Annotated in this window: 21 protein-coding genes and 1 pseudogene; 8 read left to right on the forward strand and 14 right to left on the reverse strand. The window is 36.6% G+C overall.

All coding sequences use genetic code 11. From position 1 onward, the window contains the following. Positions 1 to 29 precede the first annotated feature (29 nt). Positions 30 to 704 (forward strand): GntR family transcriptional regulator, encoded by a 675-nt coding sequence (locus AC0L5Q_RS04310; RefSeq protein WP_473614619.1) that lies wholly within the window; start codon positions 30 to 32, stop codon positions 702 to 704. A gap of 77 nt (positions 705 to 781) precedes the next feature. Here AC0L5Q_RS04310 and AC0L5Q_RS04315 read toward each other — a convergent pair whose 3' ends face one another. Both AC0L5Q_RS04315 and AC0L5Q_RS04320 read right to left on the reverse strand, forming a co-directional pair. After that, positions 782 to 3,040, reverse strand: coding sequence for a xanthine dehydrogenase family protein molybdopterin-binding subunit (locus tag AC0L5Q_RS04315; protein WP_473614623.1), 2,259 nt, complete (start codon positions 3,038 to 3,040; stop codon positions 782 to 784). After that, the gene (locus AC0L5Q_RS04320) at positions 3,037 to 3,513 is read right to left on the reverse strand and encodes a (2Fe-2S)-binding protein (RefSeq protein ID WP_473614626.1); all 477 of its coding nucleotides are present in this window, start codon (positions 3,511 to 3,513) and stop codon (positions 3,037 to 3,039) included. Before AC0L5Q_RS04320 ends, AC0L5Q_RS04315 begins: the two co-directional genes overlap by 4 nt. A 262-nt stretch (positions 3,514 to 3,775) precedes the next feature. Here AC0L5Q_RS04320 and AC0L5Q_RS04325 point away from each other — a divergent pair, with 262 nt between their 5' ends. From AC0L5Q_RS04325 to AC0L5Q_RS04335, 3 genes are read left to right on the forward strand one after another with little or no spacing between them, the layout of a single operon-like run. Continuing rightward, positions 3,776 to 4,696 carry a sialic acid TRAP transporter substrate-binding protein SiaP gene (locus AC0L5Q_RS04325; RefSeq protein ID WP_473614629.1) on the forward strand — a complete coding sequence of 307 codons (921 nt, stop codon included), beginning with the start codon at positions 3,776 to 3,778 and terminating at the stop codon, positions 4,694 to 4,696. After that, on the forward strand, positions 4,671 to 5,246 hold the full coding sequence (locus AC0L5Q_RS04330; RefSeq protein WP_473614632.1) for a TRAP transporter small permease: 576 nt from the start codon (positions 4,671 to 4,673) through the stop codon (positions 5,244 to 5,246). Before AC0L5Q_RS04325 ends, AC0L5Q_RS04330 begins: the two co-directional genes overlap by 26 nt. A 10-nt stretch (positions 5,247 to 5,256) precedes the next feature. Then, positions 5,257 to 6,537, forward strand: coding sequence for a TRAP transporter large permease (locus AC0L5Q_RS04335; RefSeq protein ID WP_473614635.1), 1,281 nt, complete (start codon positions 5,257 to 5,259; stop codon positions 6,535 to 6,537). A gap of 63 nt (positions 6,538 to 6,600) precedes the next feature. Here AC0L5Q_RS04335 and AC0L5Q_RS04340 read toward each other — a convergent pair whose 3' ends face one another. Continuing rightward, the gene (locus AC0L5Q_RS04340; RefSeq protein WP_473614638.1) at positions 6,601 to 9,168 is read right to left on the reverse strand and encodes a DNA polymerase II; all 2,568 of its coding nucleotides are present in this window, start codon (positions 9,166 to 9,168) and stop codon (positions 6,601 to 6,603) included. A gap of 63 nt (positions 9,169 to 9,231) precedes the next feature. Here AC0L5Q_RS04340 and dinG point away from each other — a divergent pair, with 63 nt between their 5' ends. Beyond that, on the forward strand, positions 9,232 to 11,310 hold the full coding sequence (dinG, locus tag AC0L5Q_RS04345; protein WP_473614641.1) for an ATP-dependent DNA helicase DinG: 2,079 nt from the start codon (positions 9,232 to 9,234) through the stop codon (positions 11,308 to 11,310). Between the two features lie 281 nt (positions 11,311 to 11,591). Next, positions 11,592 to 12,035 carry a DUF3291 domain-containing protein gene (locus tag AC0L5Q_RS04350; protein ID WP_473614644.1) on the forward strand — a complete coding sequence of 148 codons (444 nt, stop codon included), beginning with the start codon at positions 11,592 to 11,594 and terminating at the stop codon, positions 12,033 to 12,035. Between the two features lie 132 nt (positions 12,036 to 12,167). Here AC0L5Q_RS04350 and AC0L5Q_RS04355 read toward each other — a convergent pair whose 3' ends face one another. The 9 genes and pseudogenes from AC0L5Q_RS04355 to AC0L5Q_RS04395 form a co-directional block, all read right to left on the reverse strand. Continuing rightward, positions 12,168 to 13,877 (reverse strand): sulfatase-like hydrolase/transferase, encoded by a 1,710-nt coding sequence (locus AC0L5Q_RS04355; RefSeq protein WP_473614646.1) that lies wholly within the window; start codon positions 13,875 to 13,877, stop codon positions 12,168 to 12,170. A 212-nt stretch (positions 13,878 to 14,089) separates the two neighbouring features. Beyond that, positions 14,090 to 14,224: pseudogene (locus AC0L5Q_RS04360) on the reverse strand (transposase); the annotation flags it as partial. A gap of 79 nt (positions 14,225 to 14,303) precedes the next feature. Further along, positions 14,304 to 15,227, reverse strand: a complete 924-nt coding sequence (locus tag AC0L5Q_RS04365; protein WP_473614650.1) for an AraC family transcriptional regulator — start codon at positions 15,225 to 15,227, stop codon at positions 14,304 to 14,306. A 139-nt stretch (positions 15,228 to 15,366) separates the two neighbouring features. Beyond that, on the reverse strand, positions 15,367 to 15,579 hold the full coding sequence (locus tag AC0L5Q_RS04370) for a cysteine-rich CWC family protein (protein ID WP_473614653.1): 213 nt from the start codon (positions 15,577 to 15,579) through the stop codon (positions 15,367 to 15,369). Between the two features lie 145 nt (positions 15,580 to 15,724). Then, complete coding sequence (locus AC0L5Q_RS04375; protein ID WP_473614656.1) at positions 15,725 to 16,306, reverse strand: hypothetical protein; 582 nt, start codon at positions 16,304 to 16,306, stop codon at positions 15,725 to 15,727. Positions 16,307 to 16,406: 100 nt separating this feature from the next. Continuing rightward, positions 16,407 to 16,859, reverse strand: coding sequence for a hypothetical protein (locus AC0L5Q_RS04380; protein ID WP_473614660.1), 453 nt, complete (start codon positions 16,857 to 16,859; stop codon positions 16,407 to 16,409). Next, positions 16,859 to 17,731, reverse strand: coding sequence for a hypothetical protein (locus AC0L5Q_RS04385; RefSeq protein WP_473614663.1), 873 nt, complete (start codon positions 17,729 to 17,731; stop codon positions 16,859 to 16,861). Before AC0L5Q_RS04385 ends, AC0L5Q_RS04380 begins: the two co-directional genes overlap by 1 nt. 134 nt (positions 17,732 to 17,865) lie before the next feature. After that, complete coding sequence (locus tag AC0L5Q_RS04390) at positions 17,866 to 18,069, reverse strand: hypothetical protein (protein ID WP_473614666.1); 204 nt, start codon at positions 18,067 to 18,069, stop codon at positions 17,866 to 17,868. Between the two features lie 134 nt (positions 18,070 to 18,203). Next, positions 18,204 to 18,674 (reverse strand): hypothetical protein, encoded by a 471-nt coding sequence (locus tag AC0L5Q_RS04395; protein ID WP_473614669.1) that lies wholly within the window; start codon positions 18,672 to 18,674, stop codon positions 18,204 to 18,206. Positions 18,675 to 19,151: 477 nt separating this feature from the next. Here AC0L5Q_RS04395 and AC0L5Q_RS04400 point away from each other — a divergent pair, with 477 nt between their 5' ends. Both AC0L5Q_RS04400 and AC0L5Q_RS04405 read left to right on the forward strand, forming a co-directional pair. After that, the gene (locus AC0L5Q_RS04400; RefSeq protein WP_473614672.1) at positions 19,152 to 19,400 is read left to right on the forward strand and encodes a type II toxin-antitoxin system Phd/YefM family antitoxin; all 249 of its coding nucleotides are present in this window, start codon (positions 19,152 to 19,154) and stop codon (positions 19,398 to 19,400) included. Beyond that, the gene (locus AC0L5Q_RS04405) at positions 19,390 to 19,677 is read left to right on the forward strand and encodes a type II toxin-antitoxin system RelE family toxin (RefSeq protein WP_473614675.1); all 288 of its coding nucleotides are present in this window, start codon (positions 19,390 to 19,392) and stop codon (positions 19,675 to 19,677) included. The genes AC0L5Q_RS04400 and AC0L5Q_RS04405 overlap by 11 nt, the downstream gene beginning before the upstream one ends. A 115-nt stretch (positions 19,678 to 19,792) precedes the next feature. On the opposite strand, the gene AC0L5Q_RS04410 is transcribed toward AC0L5Q_RS04405, so the two are convergent. Both AC0L5Q_RS04410 and AC0L5Q_RS04415 read right to left on the reverse strand, forming a co-directional pair. Further along, the gene (locus tag AC0L5Q_RS04410; RefSeq protein ID WP_473614677.1) at positions 19,793 to 20,107 is read right to left on the reverse strand and encodes a hypothetical protein; all 315 of its coding nucleotides are present in this window, start codon (positions 20,105 to 20,107) and stop codon (positions 19,793 to 19,795) included. A gap of 473 nt (positions 20,108 to 20,580) precedes the next feature. After that, positions 20,581 to 20,886 carry a hypothetical protein gene (locus AC0L5Q_RS04415; RefSeq protein ID WP_473614680.1) on the reverse strand — a complete coding sequence of 102 codons (306 nt, stop codon included), beginning with the start codon at positions 20,884 to 20,886 and terminating at the stop codon, positions 20,581 to 20,583. Between the last annotated feature and the right edge of the window lie 86 nt (positions 20,887 to 20,972).

Consider the following 20,972-nt stretch of genomic DNA (forward strand, 5'->3'; position numbering starts at 1 on the left):
TCAAACAGATGAATTTATAGTGTTTTTTTATGCCTAAATTACAACAAATTAAAGAAGAATTAATATCGCCGTTATTGGCTGAAGAAACCACAATATATGCGCGAATTTTAAATGATATTGCTAATGCGGTTTTTGTTAGTGATGATAGGCTAGTTACTACACAATTAGCCAAACGCTATAACACCAGTATTAATCCTATTAGAGAGGCGTTGAAACAATTACAAGGTGAAGGTTTTGTCACTGTAGCTCCTAATAGCGGAGCCCGTGTAGCTAAGTTTGAATATCATACTATGCGTGATGTTTTTGAGATTTTACAGTTACTCGATCCTTATTTAATGGAGTGGTTTGTTGATGGGCACACCACTGAACAATTAAATGAACTACATGAACTAGTAAAAACAATGGAAGCTCTTACACCTGAAACTCAATATAACTACAGAGTTTTAGATACTCAGTTTCACTTATTAATGTACAGTAATCACTATAATAAAAGTGCAGTAGATTTATGGCGCAGAAAAAGGCTTATTTTACTTGCTATGCATTCAAATTTAACATTAAACTCCGCTCGTATTAGCCAAAGCATTAAAGAACATAAAGAAATGTTAGCAACAATAGCTAAAAGAGATGTTGAAGCAACCTTAACCTTGTTAAAACAACACATATCAAATAGTGGGCAATATTGGTCTCGCTTTATCCAAAAGTAGTTCTAATCAAAGTTGTATAAATCAATCAATTAAAAAACGAATTCAGCATCACTGAATTCGTTTTTTAATAATACCACCTATATTGTAAAGTACTGATTGAGCGGTAACTCTCGATAACGCTTACCTGTAGCAGCAAAAACAGCATTGGCAATACTCGGCGCAACAGGTGGTACGCCTGGCTCACCCACACCACCTGGAACTTTATTTTTGTCATTAGCTAAATGAACAATAATATCCGGCGCTTGATTTATACGAGTAACGGGGTAATCATGAAAGTTCGATTGAACAATCGTGCCATCTTTAATATCAATATTTCCCATTAGCGCTATAGACGTTCCAAAAATCATAGCACCTTCCATTTGGGCTTTTATACGATCAGGGTTAATGTCTAATCCACAATCTATCGCACAATGAATCTCTTTTACTGTAAGTTTATTATTCAGCACTTCAACTTTAGTGGCTACTGCAACATAGCTAACAAAACTTCGATGAACCGCAATTCCCCAACCTTGTCCTTTAGGTAAAGTTTCATTTATAGGCACATTAGCCGTTAAAGTTTTTAATACATTTTTATAGCGAGTAACCGAATAAGGATGCCTTTCTAGCTCTTCACCATAATTGGTAAAAGCAAAGTTATAGGTTTCTTTATGATTAATTTCTCGGTCTTTACCTAAAGCATTAAAAATAAACTCTGCTGTAGGTACTTTAGCTGCATGAGCAAGTTCATCAATAAAACTATTTAATGCGAATGAATGTTGAATATTACAAACCGATCGCATCCAACCAATACGAACAGGTGCTTCTGCATTAGCTTTTTGCATTAGTACGTTATCAATATCGTAAGGTAAATCCCCAAAACCTAAACTTAATTCAAAGTCTTGCGGGCTATTTTTTTTGCTGTCAAAAGTAGATGCGATACTTGGATAAACGGCCTTTTGTTGCCATGATGTGATTTTGCCTAACTTGTCTATCCCTGCTTTCATGTGTTGAACCGCGCCAGCATGATAGTAACTAGCTTTAATATCGTCTTCTCTACTCCAAACCACTTTAACAGGACGTTTTGTTTTATCCGCTAGGTAAATTGCTTCATTAGCAAAATCAGTTTTAGACTTACGACCAAAGCCTCCACCTAAAAGTGTAGAGTGAACTTTAAACGCATCTACCTCTAGCTTCATCATAGCAGCACCTTGTTCCATTACCGCTTGAGGGTTTTGGACACTTGCCCACACTTCACAAATATCATTATGAAACCAAGCAGTTGCCATAGGGGGTTCCATAGGTACATGAGCTAAGTAAGGAACAAGATACTCTGCTTCAAGCACTTTATCTGAAGCTGAAAAACCTTTAGTAACATCTCCCTTTTGACCTATCGTTTCAGGGGAGTTTTTTAAGCGACTTTTAAATTGCTCAAATGCTTCTTTGGAGTTATGTGTTTTATTTTTACCGAGTTCCCATTCTATTGAGAGTGCTTTTCTACCTTGCAGCGCAGCCCAAGTGTTTGTTGCAACAACAGCTACACCCGATAGCGGAAAATACACAACAGTTTCAGGAGTAGCAGGCATTTCGATTACATCAACAACCCCAGCTATTTTTAAAGCTTCTGTCGGGTCAAACGATTTAACAGTTCCATGTAACACCGGACATCGTTCAATAGATGCAATTAATAAATTAGGTAGATCAACGTCTATTCCATACGTAGTATTGCCCGTAACCATATCGTGCAAATCAACAATAGGTACGGGTTTGCCTATGTATTTAAAATCTGCTGCCGATTTATAACTTAACGACTCAACAGCTGGTAATGGCTTTTTACTCGCTAATTCAGCTAAATCACCATAAGAAAGTTTACCGCCTGAGTTTTTATTAACAACATAGTTATCTTTCGCGTATACAGTATCAACCGAAACCTTCCAGTAATCAGCTGCTGCTTGTTCTAACATAGTTCTAGCAGAAGCCCCCATCTCTCTTAACTTGTCGTAAAACTTACGAATACTTGTAGAACCGTCAGTATTTTGATCGCCGTAGCGCTTATCGCCTAAACCTTGAATAACTTTTACATTAGCCCAATTGGCTTCAAGTTCGTCAGCAATAATTTGGGGAATACCCGTTTTAGAACCTTGCCCCATTTCTACGCGATGACTCACAATTTCAACGGTATTATCTGGTTTTATTGCAACAAAGATATTTAAGCGTTGCGGTTTACTTTCTACAACATTCGCAAATTTAGGTAAGTTTGATGTTGAAGGTGTTATTGAGCTACATCCTAACAACAAGCCTCCACTTGCAATACCTGCATAAGACAAAAATTCACGACGCGACAATTTTGAGGTATTCATGATTTTGCTCCTGCTTGAGTTGCAAGTACAGCGGCAGCTTCTTTTATGGCTTTTTTAATACGAGGATAAGTTCCACATCGACAAATATTGCCTGACATATGGTTATTAATGTCATCGTCTGTAGGCTTAGTATTATTTTCAAGTAAAGTAAGAGCGCTCATTATCTGCCCCGACTGACAATAACCACACTGTGGCACGTTATTATCTTTCCACGCAATTTGAATAGGATGCTCGCCATTATCATCAACACCTTCTATTGTGGTGATTTTTGCATTGTTAGCGACAGCAACAGGCGTTATACAAGATCGAATAGCTTGACCGTTTACATGAATAGTACAAGCACCACACTGCCCTATTCCACAACCAAACTTTGTTCCTTTAAAGTTTAATAAATCACGTAACACCCATAATATAGGCATATCATCAGGCGCATCAACCTTATGTATTTCATTGTTAATATTAAGTTTTATCATAATAACCAATTACCTATCCTTAAGTTAGCATCAACACGTAATACTAATAAAACGGTTTAAAACAACTTAAATTAATAAGTTATTTTATTGTCAACAATTGACATTCTTACCAAATCATATATTAATGAACATAATAAAAACATAATAAAATTATTTAGAAATGCAGCATCACAAAATAAAACGACATTATTTACACTTTGTACTACGCACTATAAAAACAATATTAGTATACACCTTATGCTTATTATTACCGCAAAAAGTTATGGCTGCAGAAAAGGTAAAACACTTAACTTGGGCTCATGTTTACGAATTAACAGAACCCCTTCATAAGTGGTCGGTTTGGGCGGCAGAAGAAATTAACAGAAAAACCAATGGAAGATATGTAATAGACGTATTTCCAGCGTCTATTATGGGAAAAGAAGCTGAGCTTAATCAAAGCTTAAGTTTAGGCACTATAGATATTATTTATACAGGAACAAGTTTTGCTGCTCAGAGTTATCCTCCAATGGGTTTATCTGAACTACCCTATGTATTTAGAGATTACGAACATTGGCAAAATTTTAATGAAAGTCCTTTATTTAAAGAGCTTTCAGAAGGTTATAAAGCGGCTTCGCGAGGTAACCAAGTTGTAGGAAACAACTACTATGGTCAACGCCATGTAACCTCTAACTCCCCCATTTTAACCCCAGAAGATATGAAAGGTTTAAAATTACGCGTCCCCAATGCCTCTATTTACAAAATGTTTCCGTTAGCTGTTGGCGCTAATCCAAGCCCAATCGCGTTTTCAGAGGTATACCTTGCCTTACAACAAGGAGTGGTAGACGCCCAAGAAAACCCTCTCCCTACCATTAAAGCTAAAAAATTCAATGAAGTGCAAAAGTACATTAGTTTAACGGGTCACTTACAAGGCACCAATTTAACGCTAACAAGTAAGCACCTTTGGGAATCTTTATCACCCGACGACAAAAAAATATTTGCCGAAACATTTAAACAAGCAGCAGCGAATGTTTCAGCTGATACTCGTCAATCAGAAAAAGATTTAATTGAATGGTTTAAACAACAAGGAACAGAAATTTTGACCGTAGATAGACAGCTATTTAGAGATAAAGTGTTACCTAGCCATCAAGCAATTAAACAACAACTAGGAGCTGATTTTTATGACAGATTACAAAACATCAAATAAATCAGGTGAAGCTGAAACCATCGTAAGCGATTTTCATATTGAAGAAGATGATCACTTTTCTTTTTCTGATTACAAAGTAGAAGACTGGTTAGCGTTTATTTTATTTTGGCTTTTAGCCATTACGGTGTTTGCTCAATTCATGAGTCGTTATATTTTTGAGTCTCCTCTGGGCTGGACTGAAGAAATAGCTCGCTACCAGCTGATTTGTTTGGGTTTTTTAGGTAGCTGTATTGGAGTTAGAAACAACAGTCATATCTTTGTCAGTTTATTTCATCGTTGGTTCTCTGCCAAATTATCACACAATATTTATCGTATTATCGCTTTGTGTAATGTGCTTTTTCTTTCAATATTAGCTTATTTTGCATGGCAGATAATCCCACTGCTTTCCATTCATAAAATGGCTTCGTTGCCTATTTCTATTAGTGTTTTATATGGCGTAATTTTTGGGAGTCTTTTAATTTTGATTTTCCGAAGTATTCAACATCTCATCAAAATTTTATCGGCTTCAGCACCTGATAAAGCTGACGATATACTCACGTCTTGCGATTAAGGGCAAATTAATGGTTATTACAATTTTACTGGTTTCACTGTTTGCTATGATTATCTTAGGTTTTCCTGTCGCTTTTGCACTTGCAGGTTCATCTTTACTCGCCATTCTTTATTATGGCCAAGTGCCAGAGCTGGTTGTACTTCATAGAATGGTGGGAGGAATGGACAGCTTTCCATTACTTTCAATTCCTTTTTTTGTATTAGCGGGCGCGTTAATGAATTCGTCTGGCATCACAACTCGAATTTTTGAATTTGCTAATGCATTAGTGGGTTGGATGCGCGGTGGTTTAGGCCATGTAAATATTAGTGCATCTATTATGTTTGCTGGTATGTCGGGGGCAGCGGTTGCAGATGCTGGTGGATTAGGCGCTATTGAAGTAAAAGCCATGCGCAATAAAGGTTACGATGCTGGATTTTCGGTAGGTATTACCGCGGCATCATCAACAATTGGGCCAATTATCCCACCCAGTTTACCCATGATTATTTACGGTGTAATGGCATCGGCTTCAATTGGGCAGTTATTTGCTGCAGGCTTTATTCCTGGTTTACTTATGGCTGTTTCATTGATGATAATGGTGGCTTATTACGCTAAAAAACGTAACTACCCTAAAGATGCGGGATTTAGTATGCCTCGTGTAGCCACTACGTTTAAATCTGCTTTTCTATCATTAATGACGCCAGCAATTATTATTGGTGGTATTTTGTTTGGTGTATTTACCGCAACTGAAGCGGCTATTGCTGCTACGGTTTATGCCCTTATTTTAGGATCTTTAGTATACCGAACCCTTACCATTAAAAAGCTGGTAAAAGTCAGTATGGAAACTATAGAAACCACCAGTATTATTTTACTGATTATTGCAGGTGCTGCTATATTTTCGTGGGTGCTTACTAGCCAACATGTTACTGAAGATTTTACCCGTTGGATGTTAACCATTACAGATAACAAAACACTTATTTTGTTAATGATAACCTTTATTTTATTTGCTGTTGGCTGCTTTATGGAAACCATAGCCGCTATTACCATTTTAACGCCTGTGTTGTTACCTATAGCCGTTGGTTTAGGTATAGACCCTGTTCATTTTGGTGTAGTGATGGTACTAAATTTAATGATTGGATTACTCACACCACCAGTAGGCATGGTGCTTTATGTACTTTCAAGAGTCACTAAAGTACCGTTTGAAGAATGTGCTAAAGCGACTATTCCGTTTGTAATACCTTTAGTTATTGTTCTACTTTTAGTGACTTTTATTCCTGAATTATCTATGTGGTTACCCACGCTTTTATATCGTTAATTTACCAGTCCCAACCAGGTCCGTACTTTCGTTATTGATACAATAAGACCAGTTAGTACGGGCCTACCCAAACAGCCCCATTTGCTTATTAGTTACTTCATTAAAACTCGATCCAACAAAAGGTAAAATACCATCGGCTACCGCTTCTAATTGCCGATCAATATAAAATTGATAATCTAACGGCGCCGACAAATACTCTTTTGCCTGTGGACCATTTAAGGTGATGTAATATTCAATCCAACCTTTATGTTGATACCTTAACGGCTTGCCTTGTTCTTGATTAAGCATATCAGCAAGGCGCGCGGCTTTTACATGAGGCGGAACATTTTTTACGTACTCGCTTAGTCTTCTTCTTATACGCTTACGATAAATTAATTTGTCGTCAAACTCTCCTGCTAAGGTTCGCTCTACCATGTCAAGTATGTAAGCGGCGGTTGGTTCATTGTTAAATACTTTTAAATACAAAGCTTGCTGAAATTCTTTTGCTAAGTCTGTCCAGTCGGTTCTAACAGTTTCTAGGCCCTTGTACACCATTTGTTGATGTTCAACGCCTGACGCTTTATCTCGGTTTACAATCATACCCGCATAGCGTTTTTTGGTGCCTACATCTAACCCTCGAATGGTAGGCATTAAAAATTTAGTAAAGTGTGTTTCAAACTCGATTTCTAATTGACTTGTAACACCATGTTCATCCAACAATAACTTATCCATTTTAGTATTAATTAATGTTTGCAGTTCTTTACCTAAGCTTAAGCTTTGCTCTTGTGATTTATCTGCGCCTACATGTACAAATATAGAGTCGGTATCGCCATAAATAACTTGGTAGCCTTTATCTTCAATCCATTGTTTGGTTATTTTTAATAGCTCATGGCTACGCTTAGTAATAGATCCAGCTAAACGCGGATCAAAAAAACGACAGCCTGTTGAGCCTAAAATGCCATAAAACGAGTTCATGATAATTTTTATGGCTTGCGATAGTGCCGCGTTTTTTTCTACTTTGGCTTTATCACGCTCTAACCAAAGAGATTGAATAATGTCAGGCAAGAAGTGTTTGTCTCTTGAAAAATACGCTCCATCAAAACCTTTAATAGGATTATTACGCTGATGTTTATCGTCTTCTAAACCTTCTATTAATCCCATAGGATCAACATTAAAGGTGCGAATAATACTAGGATAAAGGCTTTTAAAATCGAGAACTAATACGTTGTCGTATAAACCTGGAATTGAATCCATAACAAAACCACCGGGTGAAACAAGCCCAGATTCACCGTCGCCCATATTAGGCGCCACATAACCGCTGCGATGTAGTTTAGGTAAATATAAATTGGTGAATGCCGCAACAGAACCACCCATGCGATCTATCGCTAACCCTGTAAGTTGAGAGCGTAATATGGCAAATTCTAACAGTTGTGTTTTTTCAAAAATCAACCAAACTAAACGACAATCTTCAAGGTTGTAAATAGCAAGATCTTGTTTGTTATTGTGAAAGTTATCGGTAATTTCTTGCACACGGTTATCAACGTCTTTTACTTTTTTACCGGTATTTAATAGTGTATTTGATACATTTTCGAGGGAGAAACTAGGAAAGTTATGAGTCGCTGTTTTTAATAAGTCGATACCGTCAAGCACCACTCTACCCGCTATTTCAATAAACTTTTGTTCGCTGGTAGCATTTTTTCGCCAATGAGGTGGTGTACCATCTCTGCCAATTGAAAACTTTATACCGCGTAAATCACAACGTTTTTGAAATAAACTAAAATCAAAATTAACAACATTCCAGCCAATCATAATGTCTGGGTCGTTAACGTGTATCCATTCAATAAACGCAAGTAATAAAGCGGACTCATCGGCTACCCATTGAATATAGTTAAGTTCAGTTTCTTCTGGCTCACCTATCATCAATACGCAATTTACATCTTCGTCATCTACCTTAGCGTAGAGCCCTATTGAATATAGCTCTCCTTGCATTGAACATTCTAAATCTACCGACACCATAGTTAGTGCAATGTTTTTATCGGCTTGATGATACGGTAAAGTTTTACACTTTACTTTTGAGTAAGCTTTGTAATTAGCTAGGTTGTTCTTAGTTTCAAAATTGGCTTTTTCAGATCCTATAAAACTTAAATTAGCCGTAATAAAACGTTCCATTAAAAAGCGATCGTCTGGCCTAAAATCATCTTCATAACATTTTATACTGTGATGTTTTAATCTATCGCGTGCAGCATAAAAATCTCGCATAGATTTAAAATAAAAACCGCTGACGACTTCTTGATTAAAAGTTTTAAGCGTTAGCGTATTAACTTTTTCAATTTTAATAGAAGCATCATTTAGTATATCAACCGCTTCTTTTTGTTGAACTTCACTGACAAAAAACACCGCTAATTCATCATGTATTTCTAATTTAACAGGACCTGATGCTGTTTTTAACCATAAGGTAATGCAAATGCGTCCAAAGCGATCTTGCGATTGCCTTGTTAATATAAAACCTTGGTTAATTTCTTGCTGCAAACCATTATTATTGGTTTGGTTAGAGATTAACCCCTTCTCTAATAAAGCGTCTGCTGAAGAGTTTTTTAAAGAGCTATCTGAAGAATTACGCATAATGATTAAAAGAATACTCGAAAAAGACATAACAAAACTGTTAATATATACAGCAGTGTAAATGATACCACTCTCTATGGAAACCTTCTTCACATGCTAAGTGACACAATAAAGCAAGTTATACGTACCAGCTACAAAGCCATTGGCGAAAATATGACGAACTTTAACCCGCGTAAACAGCAAACCTTTTTAATTGCTGAAATAGCTAAAACACTGGCAGGTGAGTACGATAAAGATCGAAAAATCATTGTCATTGAAGCAGGAACAGGCACAGGTAAATCACTCGCTTATTCGTTAGGCTCTATCCCTTTAGCACTTTCCCGTGACAAAAAGGTGATCATTTCAACCGCAACGGTTGCTTTACAAGAGCAGTTAGTTGATAAAGATTTACCTTTTTTAAAAAAACATTCTAAGCTCGATTTCTCGTTTACCTTAGTTAAAGGCCGCCAACGCTATGTTTGTAGGCAAAAACTCAGCGCTGCCGTTACCAATGGTGACGACCCTCAAGCAGGCTTCACCTTTGCACAAAAACCTAATGCGGCTGATGTAAGAACATTGAGCGATATGCATAAAAAGCTTTCCGACAATAGCTGGCAAGGCGATTTAGATTCTTGGCCAGACAGTGTTCCTCATTACATTTGGCAACAAGTGCAATGCGATAAACACAGCTGCTTAAAACATTTGTCTGAGCATACTCATTGCCCTTTTCATAAAGCACGTGAAACCATGGACATGAGCGATGTGTTAGTTATCAACCACAGCTTATTGTTAGCCGATTTAGAGTTAGGCGGTGGTAAAATATTACCTGCGCCTGAAGACGTATTTTATATTATTGACGAAGCCCATCATTTACCTAAAGTAACGCGTGATCATTCCAGCGCCAATGTTACCGTAAAAGGTGCGATAGAATGGCTAACTAAGCTAAAAGAAACGGGCGATAAAATGGCGAAACTTATTAAATCGCAACGCGCAATTTCGCCCGCTTTAAAGTTAGGTGACGATTGCCAAGATTTATTAGTAGAGCTTCAAAAAGTTTTTACCTTTATCGAAAACAACAAAGCCGCTTACTTCCCCAAAGAAAAACAATACCGATTTGAAAACGGCATCATACCTAAAAATTTAAAAAACTGGGCTGAAGACATTAGCGAGTTAAGTAAAAAATCACTCGCCCATACCAACAAGCTTTACAACTTGTTAATGGAATCGGTAAAAGATGGCGAAACCCAAATGTATTTGGCTGAGCCTCTATTAGCCGAGTCTGGCTTTATGATCCAACGACTTGAAAATCTACATGCCCTTTGGCAAATGTATGAAAAAACAGATAACGAAAAAGCAGCACCGCTTGCGCGTTGGATAGAAATGTCTGAAGGTAAACGCTCTGACTATGTTATTTCAGCTTCTCCCATTGAAGTGGGTTTTACGCTTGAAGATAACTTATGGAGCAAATGTGATGGTGCCGTATTATGTTCAGCCACTATTTTAGCTTTGAACTCATTTGATCACTTTAGATTTCAAGTGGGCTTACATACCAACGATGGAACGCAATATCAGCAAGTTAACTCGCCTTTCGATTATCAAAACAAAGCTGAACTTATTGTGCCTAATATGAAATATGAACCAAGCGCCGATCAGTTTACTGATGAAGTGATTGAAAAATTACCCAATATTATCGACCAAGGCTTTTCAACACTGGTGTTGTTTTCATCTTATTGGCAAATGGAAAAAGTAGCTGCTGCATTACGCGACAAACACAAGCTTGAAATTCAAGTACAGGGTGAACAATCACGCCAACACATTATCGAGAAACATAAAAAGAACTGCGATAGCGATAAACAAAGCATTATTTTTGGTACACAAAGCTTTTCTGAAGGATTAGATTTGCCCGGTAAATACTTAAATAATTTAATTATTACCAAGCTCCCCTTTTCAGTTCCTACTTCGCCGGTTGAAGAAGCCCAAGCAGAGTACGTTACCGCTAAAGGTGGCAACCCTTTTATGTCGCTATCAGTACCCGACACTTCTAAAAAATTGGTGCAAGCAACTGGTCGATTACTCAGAAACGAAAGCGATGAAGGTACAATTACATTATTGGACAGACGTGTTGTAAGCAAGCGCTATGGTAAACAACTACTTGATTCGTTACCGCCTTATAAACGTATTATTCAATATTAACTAATACAAATTTTTAAGCTATTTAACCTCAACTCGGGTTAATGAATGTTAGAGAATGAATTAAAACCCTTCTTTATCAAAACTTAATCTGTATCGTTATTTTCCTAAGCTATATTAATCTCTCAACATTGATATTTTTGTGTATAACAAGGCGGATTTTTCTATCTAATAGCTGGCTATTAGTAACAAATTCAACGAAGTTAGGCATAAAAATAGCTTGTTGAGTAACTTTGCTTATCCCGAGTTGAGGTTATTTACACAATTTAAAGGATTAAACAAACATGCACCTAGCCCAATTAAATATCGCCACAGCAAAATACGATTTAGAAGCCATAGAAATGAAAGACTTTATGGATAACTTAGATCCAATCAACGCCATTGCAGAATCGAGCCCTAGCTTTATCTGGCGCTTACAAGACGAAGCTGGTGATGCTACTAGCATCCAGTTTTTTGATGATCCAAAAACTATTGTCAATATGTCGGTTTGGGAGTCTGTAGATTCACTTAAAGATTTTATGTTTAGAACGCACCACAAGGATTTTTTTAAACGTAAAAGTGAGTGGTTTACTAAAGAAGCTGAAGATACATACGTATTATGGTGGATACCTGAAGGAACAACACCTACGCTTGAACAAGCGGTACAAAAACTCTATTACTTACGCGAACATGGTGAAACTCCACAGGCTTTTACCTTTAAAAGTAATTTTAAGGCTGAAGAAGCATAGTACCAACCTCAAGAATGAATTGATCTTTGCTACTGATGCAAGAGTTCAATTCATTCATAGAGTTGATATTATATACCCGTTACCATTCAAGATGCAGGTTTCGGTGGGAACTAAAAACAATTTAAGTAATAATTAGTAAGGGTCTTTCGGCTTGATCTTAATTATTTCGGCATAATCAACTATTTGATTTTCCTCTTTCCATTTATCACACATAGCCGTTAATTTTTTTACTAGCTCTGGTTTCAATGTTGCCAAATTATTAGTTTCACCGGGATCATTTTTTAAATCATAAAGTTCGTAAGCAATGCCAGGTTTTGCAAGGGTTTGTAAATACCACCCTGCCTCAATTAAAAGCTTCCATCGACCTTGGTAAATAACACTTTGTTGCCCTTTATCGTTAAAGAAAATAGCTTCAGGCGGTAACATTTTTTCACCTTTAAGGCTTGCTAACACGCTTCGTCCGTCTGGCTTTCTTGGTGTCGAACCATGGAATTTTTCTGGAAATTGAGTATTAGTAATATCTAATAACGTAGGCGTTATATCACCAACCCATACTAAATCATTTGAAATAGTCCCTGGCTTTATAACTCCTGGCCAATTCGCAATAGCATGCGTACGCGCGCCACCTTCCCAAAGTAACGCTTTAACACCTTTGTAAGGTGAGTTCATTAGATCACCAATATGAGATGCCGCACCATTATCTGAAAAATATAAAATCAGCGTATTTTCATACTCACCACTGTCTTTCAAGCCTTGTATAAGCTTACCGACATTTTCGTCTACTTTTTCTACCATAGCTGCATGTACAGCTGCTTGAAGGCGATATTTTTCAATTTTTTCTTTGTTTTGTTTAGTCCATAAAAAGTTATTGTTAGCTAGGTCAGCATTTTTTGGAAATAAACCTGCACTAACTAAACCGCTATGGCGACCATCAGCAATGCTTTGTAGGTTAGCGTAGCGTTTTAAGTATTTTTGCACGAGTTCTTCAGGTGCTTGTAATGGCTTATGTGGTGCTCGATAGGCAACATACATGAAAAATGGAGCTTCATTGCCAGAAGCTTCCTTGATCATATCAATAGCACGATCTGTCACACCATCAGTAGCATAAAATGCTTTACCTGACTTTCCATGACAAGCACCATAACGCTTCTTATTAAAGGCATTACCAGCATAACAGTGCATGTTATAATTATAATCGTATTTTAGTTTTGCTCTTTTATTACCTTCATAATATTCGTGTTTATCTTCAGGCAATGAAAATAAGTTACCTTGTGCCCCATGAAAAACAAAACTTTTTTGGAAACCACGTTGCGGCGGTAACCCTAAATAATCTAGCTCCATTTCTTCTTGAGTAAGTTTCATGCCCGAATGTGTTTTTATCCATTCAGGTGACATTTCTGCAGGATGTTCTTTAATATAACTACCTCCTAAATGCCATTTACCAGCCATCATAGTTTGATAACCGTTACTACCAAGTAATTCTGAAATTAATGGTTGCTCGTAAGCCAATCTACCTCGGTGTGCTTTAAAAGGTAATTCACGTACCCAGTCACCAACAACGCCCCCACCAAAACCAACATGTGCGGCATCAACGCCCGTTAATAAAGTTGCGCGTGTTGGGCTACATCTAGCATTACTATAAAAGTCGCTAAAACGAATACCTTCTTTCGCTAATTGATCAATATTAGGCGTTTCAATTTCACCACCAAAGCTGCCTAAATCGGTATAGCCCGAATCATCAGACAGGATAACCACAATATTTGGCCGTTTATCTCCTCCGTAACTAAAAAACGAAAGTAAGGTGCTGATCATAACAAAGTAAATAGTAATAAATTTTTTCATAACCCTATAAATGTATATTGTTAACAATGTGTATTTGAGTATATCTTAACAAATAATAATATTCATTTAATATTCATTTAATATTCGTTTAATATTCATTTAATATTCGTTTCATTAGGGGGATTTATTACGTACGCTCAATTCATTATGCAAAAAGGTAAGCATCGTGATGCAGTCGTCATCGCTGAAAAATGTACATACATTTGTGCAATACCATAAGAAGTTGTGGTCAGTTCTCTGACTCTAAGCTCTACATCACCTACCAGTACTCGATAACGATACTTCGTTACCCAAACAAAATGGGGGTCAATTTTATATTGGGTGTGTGAAGCATTACGATATTTCATCCCCTATAAATAAACGCAACGACTAGCTGAAAGCGCTCCTGTTTAAAGATAGGGGGTTAAATCAATTCCTTCGGACGAATTAAATTCCCTTTAGTTTAACGAGAATTTCCATTTCAACATAACCATCAACTCTCGCATCATTCAGATAATGCTCTAACATTGGAAAATTATCTGGCTCAAATCCGCTATCAGGTAACCAATCAGAATAGATACTTAATTGAGCCTTAATTGTTTCCTCTGGGGTCCCCTTAAAATAGAGTACTGCGTACTTACCTTTCGGTATCTCAGATTCTGAAAATGGTAATTTCACTTGTACATTTTCACCAATCACTACCGAAGCTGTATAGCGACATTTATCGACTGGCGTAACTGTTGGGTTATCAAAAGCAAAAGCAAAGCGTTCTTGTTCTTCGTGTTTTATTCCATTACTGATAACCCAATCTATAAGCTTATCCCATGCCTGATATATAGCGTCAGGTTCATAACCGCGTTCTGAAGCCAAAGTGCATATACGTTGGCGTTCAAGATCTCTTACTTCAATATTCATATTTGTATCCTTTAAGTTGTTTTTTTTCATCACTTCATTTGTGAAGAGAGTAGGATACAAATCAGAGGGATTAAAATCTTTTCCATACTTGCTAGATATTTTTCCAATCTTGCTATCTTTAACTTTATTTGGATTTCGTATTTCTGACGGACTAAATCCAAAATGAAGCTTTACTGCTTTTGAAAAATTAGCACTAGATGAAAAGCCATTATCTAAAGCTACCTGAGTAATGGATAACTCAGTTTTAAATATCAATAAATTGACTGCTCGTTCTAGCCTTCTCCTAACAATGTAATCATTAACAGTCTCACCAACTATACCTGTAAAAATTCGGTGAAAGTGATATGCCGAAAAATGACTTACGTTTGCCACTTCAGCCAATGAAATTTTGTTAGACAAATTGCTTTCAATATATTGAATTACCCGATCTATACGAATTTTATATTTTTTATTCATAAATACCTAAGCTGGAATACTGCACAGATCTACAAGGGAAGCTAACGCCCAATTAATGGGCTTTATTGCTGGCTAAAACTGCGAGGAACAAAACAGTCAACTAGAAAAATATCGTTGAACTGCTTGCATGGTTAACCTACTAAAGATCTTGTTTATGCTTTAGTGCACAAGATTTACAAATACAGGTTTTATTTTTAGCTATATCTACAACTTGATTTAATAGGCTCTCAGGAAAATCAATTATCTCATCCATACACCAACACGGTTTATTACTCTTTAATAAATTGCCACAGTTGTTAGGCTTGTTACATAAAGGGCAATTACTAACGCTTACATATTCTTTTTCATTCATAGATAGCTCAAATAGATTAAATCACATGAGTTTACACACAACTTCAACAAAAACCTAACCTCTCATTCAGAGACTAAAAATTGTTGGCCAAAATGTTTGAGGTACAAGCAACTGGTAGCTTTTTTAGTCCTTTGGAGGCTTGCAGTTACCACTCCAGTCCATTGATAATATAACCGAAATATCCTTGTTCACCGATAACATTTATATTTTTACCTCTAACTTTCATCAACGATGATTTATCATAATACCACCTAATAGAATGTTTATTATTGCTTGCCAAGTCTAAAAGCGTAAGGCGAGTACATTCATATTCATAGTCACTACCACAACTCTCAACCTTACTTAAATGATACTCCTGTGACCAATACTCATTCACAGAATAATAAGCCCATAATTTGATTGGAGCACCGATAGCAGCCCAAATCCAACCATATACTAAAACAGGTAAAAAAATCATACCTAACGTTAAGCGAAATTTACCTTGGTTCTCAAAATGATGTTTCATTTGTTGTTGATAGTAGCGACACCTCTTATATTTCCTATACGAGAAAGCTAAAAAGATAAGACTGAATATGCCAGCCAAGATAGGAATTATTTTGTATACCAAAAAGTCATATATTGAATTTGAAATAAAAGGTGGATCAACATTTTCATCCCAAATTAAAAAAATGATTGGTAAAAAGAATATCCCTAATGTGAATACAAGTGCTAAATGAGTTCGATTCATAGTAGTAACTAACGCTTACATAAGCGGAAAATTAAAGTTGGCTAAAATAAGTGAGGCACGAACAAAAAGCCAACTGTAATTTTTCCGTTTGAGCGCCTTGTTATTTCTCATTTAGTTTAGCGCTACATTCTATTGTGTCTTGGATATAGACAATATCCCGAACAAATAACCATTGGCTCGATGCCTCTTCACATACAGAGTAACCTTCACTTGAAAAGTAAGCCTCTGAAATATAGTGAAAGAGGTTGGGGGTAATAAAGATTAAAGCAAGACTAACAATCGCAATCCTCGTTAAAATAGCAGCCTGTTTCTTTGATAATACTTTCCCAACCCAACCTTCTTGAACAGCCGCGAAAGCGAGAACAGACATGCCAACACCAACACCCAGCATATAAAAGGAGCCTTTATCAAATACTACGACTTCTGACTGTGAAGTACTTAATAGAATTACTACTCGATAAAAAAACCAAAATAATGCAGCACAAGAGCCTGTAATGAAAAGTAACGCACCAATAATGCGAGTAGATAAGGATGGTTTTTCTCTATCTTCCATTACCATATTTTCCTTGAAGGTGATATATATTCCCTCAAAGCACTCCTAACCCAATTGATAGCAATTCTTTGCGCGGACTTGATGGTATGGTCAATGATTTTATTTGCAGATTTAGCCATTGCGTTTACCGCATTTCTCTTCTGTTGAGCTATGTAATTTTTGGCATTACTCTCTAATTCATCTAGCCCAGCGATAACTCGTTTAGTGATCCCCAAGCTCTTATCAGCGTACTCGAGAAGCATTGACATACCAACACCTACGACAACCACAGCTAAAATTGGTCCGATTGCAAGAGTCAAGCCTCCAGCAATAGCTGCAGCTCCTATTGACGCAGCTGTAGCTATGCCAACTTTTACGATATCAGTAGCTAGAGTACCAATAAGCTGAGTAAGTGTGGCTTGATCTGTCAGGAAATAATCCACAACTCGATAAGTTGACAAGAGAATTACCGTTAGAATCCCGCCTTGCTTTGCTGCCGATATTGCCCCCGTCTTTCCTAAACCAATAGAGACTACTTTCGGGTTTTTTATTCCATACTTGGTTCCAGTCAGTATAGTCCGTAAGCCTGGATGGCCTTTAAGTATTATATGAGGTTTACCACTGTAATTCTTTATATATGCTCTTGCACCAACGCCACCTAGATCACCAACAAGCTTAGTCATTGTTACAACATCATCGGCAGATGCATAATAACTCACCCCTGCACCTACTTTCCCTTTAATTTTTTCCCACGCCACTTGAACATTTTGATTATTACCTTTTGGCGAAGACTTAATTATTGCATCCATTTCTTCAAATGAAACAACATAAACTTCATGTTTATTTGATTGGATAATATTTTGTAAGTCTTTTTTTTCCTTTTGTGAAAACATTTCGATTCACTCCTTTGGTTGAAATTACGATAGAGAAATAACGCCCAATTAATGGGCTTTTATTGCTGGCTAAAATTGCGAGGAACGAGCACAGCCAGCTGTAAAAGTCCCGTTAAATTGCTTGTATATTACTTTTAATACCAAACTGTAACCACAATTGTCGCAGGGATCCATGAACCACCACTTTGTGATTGAGTAATCTTTGTTATTTCTATATCGGGATTAGCCGCAAGCCAAAGATTAATTTCAGATTCAAGGCCACCATTACTGAGTGTTACAGATCCGGGCCAAAATCTTTGCTTAGGCTTTAATGTTTTAGTAAAAACTTTAACTTCCATATTAGAAATAAACTCCAAACTTAATTAGTAATATAACGCCTCAAACAGAGGCTAAAAATTGTTGGCTAAAATAGCGAGGCACGAGCAATAACCAGCTATTTTTAGTCCTTTGCAGTGACTTGTTAGGGCACGGATTACACTGAAGAGTAGCTTTCGAGTATAATTTTGATGCCATCTAATATTGGACTTCGCTCATCTTCGGTATATTGGCTACTCAACATACTAACTTTTTCACCAGTGTTTAATTTAAAATACATATTTTCATAACCGATACTTTCGCCACTAGGGATAGAGACATTAAACATGAGTAAAAATCCCTGATATTCATTATGAGAATGTTTGATATTTAATCTTTCCGTTTTAATTTCTCCATCAACCTCATACCCGTCTGGCAACTCATTAACGAAATGTTGAACCTGCTTATTGATATACTGACTTATTTCAGGTGCCTGATGTGCTTGATAAATATCACTCCAGCATGAGCCGCTTTCATCGCATTCTATCGTTACGGCTCGAATTGGCTCTTCTATATCGTCATCTACAACTTGCCATTTTTCAGGTAAATTAAATTTTAACCCATGATTAGCATACTCAAACTTTCCCATAGTGCCCTAACGCCCTGTTAAGCTAAAATTTTGAGGAACGAGCACAGCCAGCTGTAAAAGTCCCGTTAAATTGTTATATGCCTGATAAACCTGAACATAAATACATAAGCAACTAGTAAAAACCGGTAGTCATAAACGCACTATAAATTGAGCTACCCACAAATGCCAGTACGAAATAATAGCTTTGTCAACAAAAGTCTTTTAAATAGGCAAAGCTTATTAGTGACTAGTGAATAAGTACAATAGCGAAACCCGTAGCAGCGTTTACAAAAGTAAAAGTTAATAACCGAATTATTAGCTAAAGCACCCTACTACATGAATTGCATATAACGCCTCATTAAGAGGCTAAAAATAGTTGGTTAAAATAAGCGACGCAGGAGAAAAAACCAACTGTTATTTGTCCTTTTAAGTGACTTGTTATGTTTCTTGGTTTATACTAAACCTAATTAACGACCACTTTAAAGTACTGGTGATAGTATGACAACTAGAATATTAACTGAAGCTGCTGCAAGTATAAGCGAATTAAAAGCTAATCCAATGAAGGTTGCTTTAAGCGCTCATGGTGAAGCAATTGCTGTTTTAAATAGAAATGAACCTGCTTTTTATTGTATACCAGCAGATACGTATGAATTTATGATGGATCACATGGAAGACCTAGAGTTATTAGCAATTGCTGAGCAGCGCAAAAATGAAGCTAGCGTGAAGGTTAGCTTAAATGAGTTATGAGTTAGAATTTAAAAAGTCAGCATTACAAGAATGGAAAAAGCTTGGCGCTACAATTCAAACTCAATTTAAGAAAAAGCTAGTAGATATTTTAGAAAATCCGCACATTGATAGCGCAAAACTATCTGGGGGCAATGAGCTTTACAAAATAAAACTTAGGCAAGCTGGCTACAGGTTAGTTTATGAGGTGAATGACTCTGTAGTTACTGTGACTGTAATTTCTGTTGGAAAACGTGATAAAGGAAAAGTCTATAAAGTTGCGATTGACAGATTAGTATAGAAACATAACGCCTCATTCAGAGGCTTAAAATTGTTGGCTAAAATGTTTGAGGTACGAAAAACAGCCAACTGTAATTTTTCCGTTTAATGTTCTTGTTATATGCAATTGCGTACACTCAATCATCATATGTTTCCTTATACCATTGCCTATATTTTTCTTCTTTAGCTTTGGCCTCTTCTTTACGGATAGTTTCATTTTTTTTAGAACGATTATTTCGAATTTTCATACGAACATATACAAAGGTGTAACAAATAAAAAGGTATAAAAAATATAAACCAAAAACTAAAAAGATAGTTAATTTAGCTAGGGCAAAAATTGAACCAATATCATTTAAAGAATAATCAAAAATCACATATGGTAAAAGGAATAAAAATATCGTAATACCGAATAAGATCTTAGGGTTAAATTTGTTTTTCAGATTAATTTGCATCGATACTCGGCTGATTGCATATAACGCCCAATTAATGGGCTTTTATTGCTGGCTGAAATTGCGAGGAACGAGCACAGCCAGCTGTAAAAGTCCCGTTGAATTGCTTGTTATATGCCTGATAAAACTGAACTTAAATACAAAAGTTAGAAGTAAAAGACGGTAGTCATAAACGCACTATAAATTGAGCTACCCACAAATGCCAGAACGAAATAATAGCTTTGTTACATTACGAAGTAATAAAAACAACAAAGCTTATTAGTGGTCATTGAAAAACTATAATAGCGAAACTCGTAGCAGCGTTTACAAAAGCACCTTTGATAAAAACATTTTTAGCTAAACAAACCATACTATTTGAGTGCATATAACGCCGCTATCACCGGACAGCTAGGCGTAGTTGTAATTTATGTTAACGAAGCGGCAGCGTAGTGCATAAATTGCAAAACGTAGCCTAGATGTTTCGGTGCATAGCCTTGTTATGTGTTTTTGAACTCGGCATACTTTTTCCGAAACAATTTAACTTTCTCACTTAGCTCGAACTCTTCGAAAACTAAACTTTCCCCCCAAGAGCTAAACAATGCGGAACTTTCAAGTTCATAGGTACATTTTACTAAATCTAAAAGCTGCTGTGCCATTCCTCTTACTCCCACCGCTTCCCAAGCAAGTATTTCATGCTTGTCTGATTTAACATGGTATTTGTTTGAATGAGCTTCTAACTCTTCAGCTAGGCTTTCACCTACATTACCTAACTCTATTCGATCCATATCACGACCTGATGACACATAACGCCACGTTAAGCGGCAAAAAATTGTTGGCTAAAATTGTGAACGGAGGGAAACAGCCAACTGTTTTTGTCCGTTTGAACGCC

The sequence above is a fragment of the Pseudocolwellia sp. G5-9 genome, from assembly GCF_055808995.1.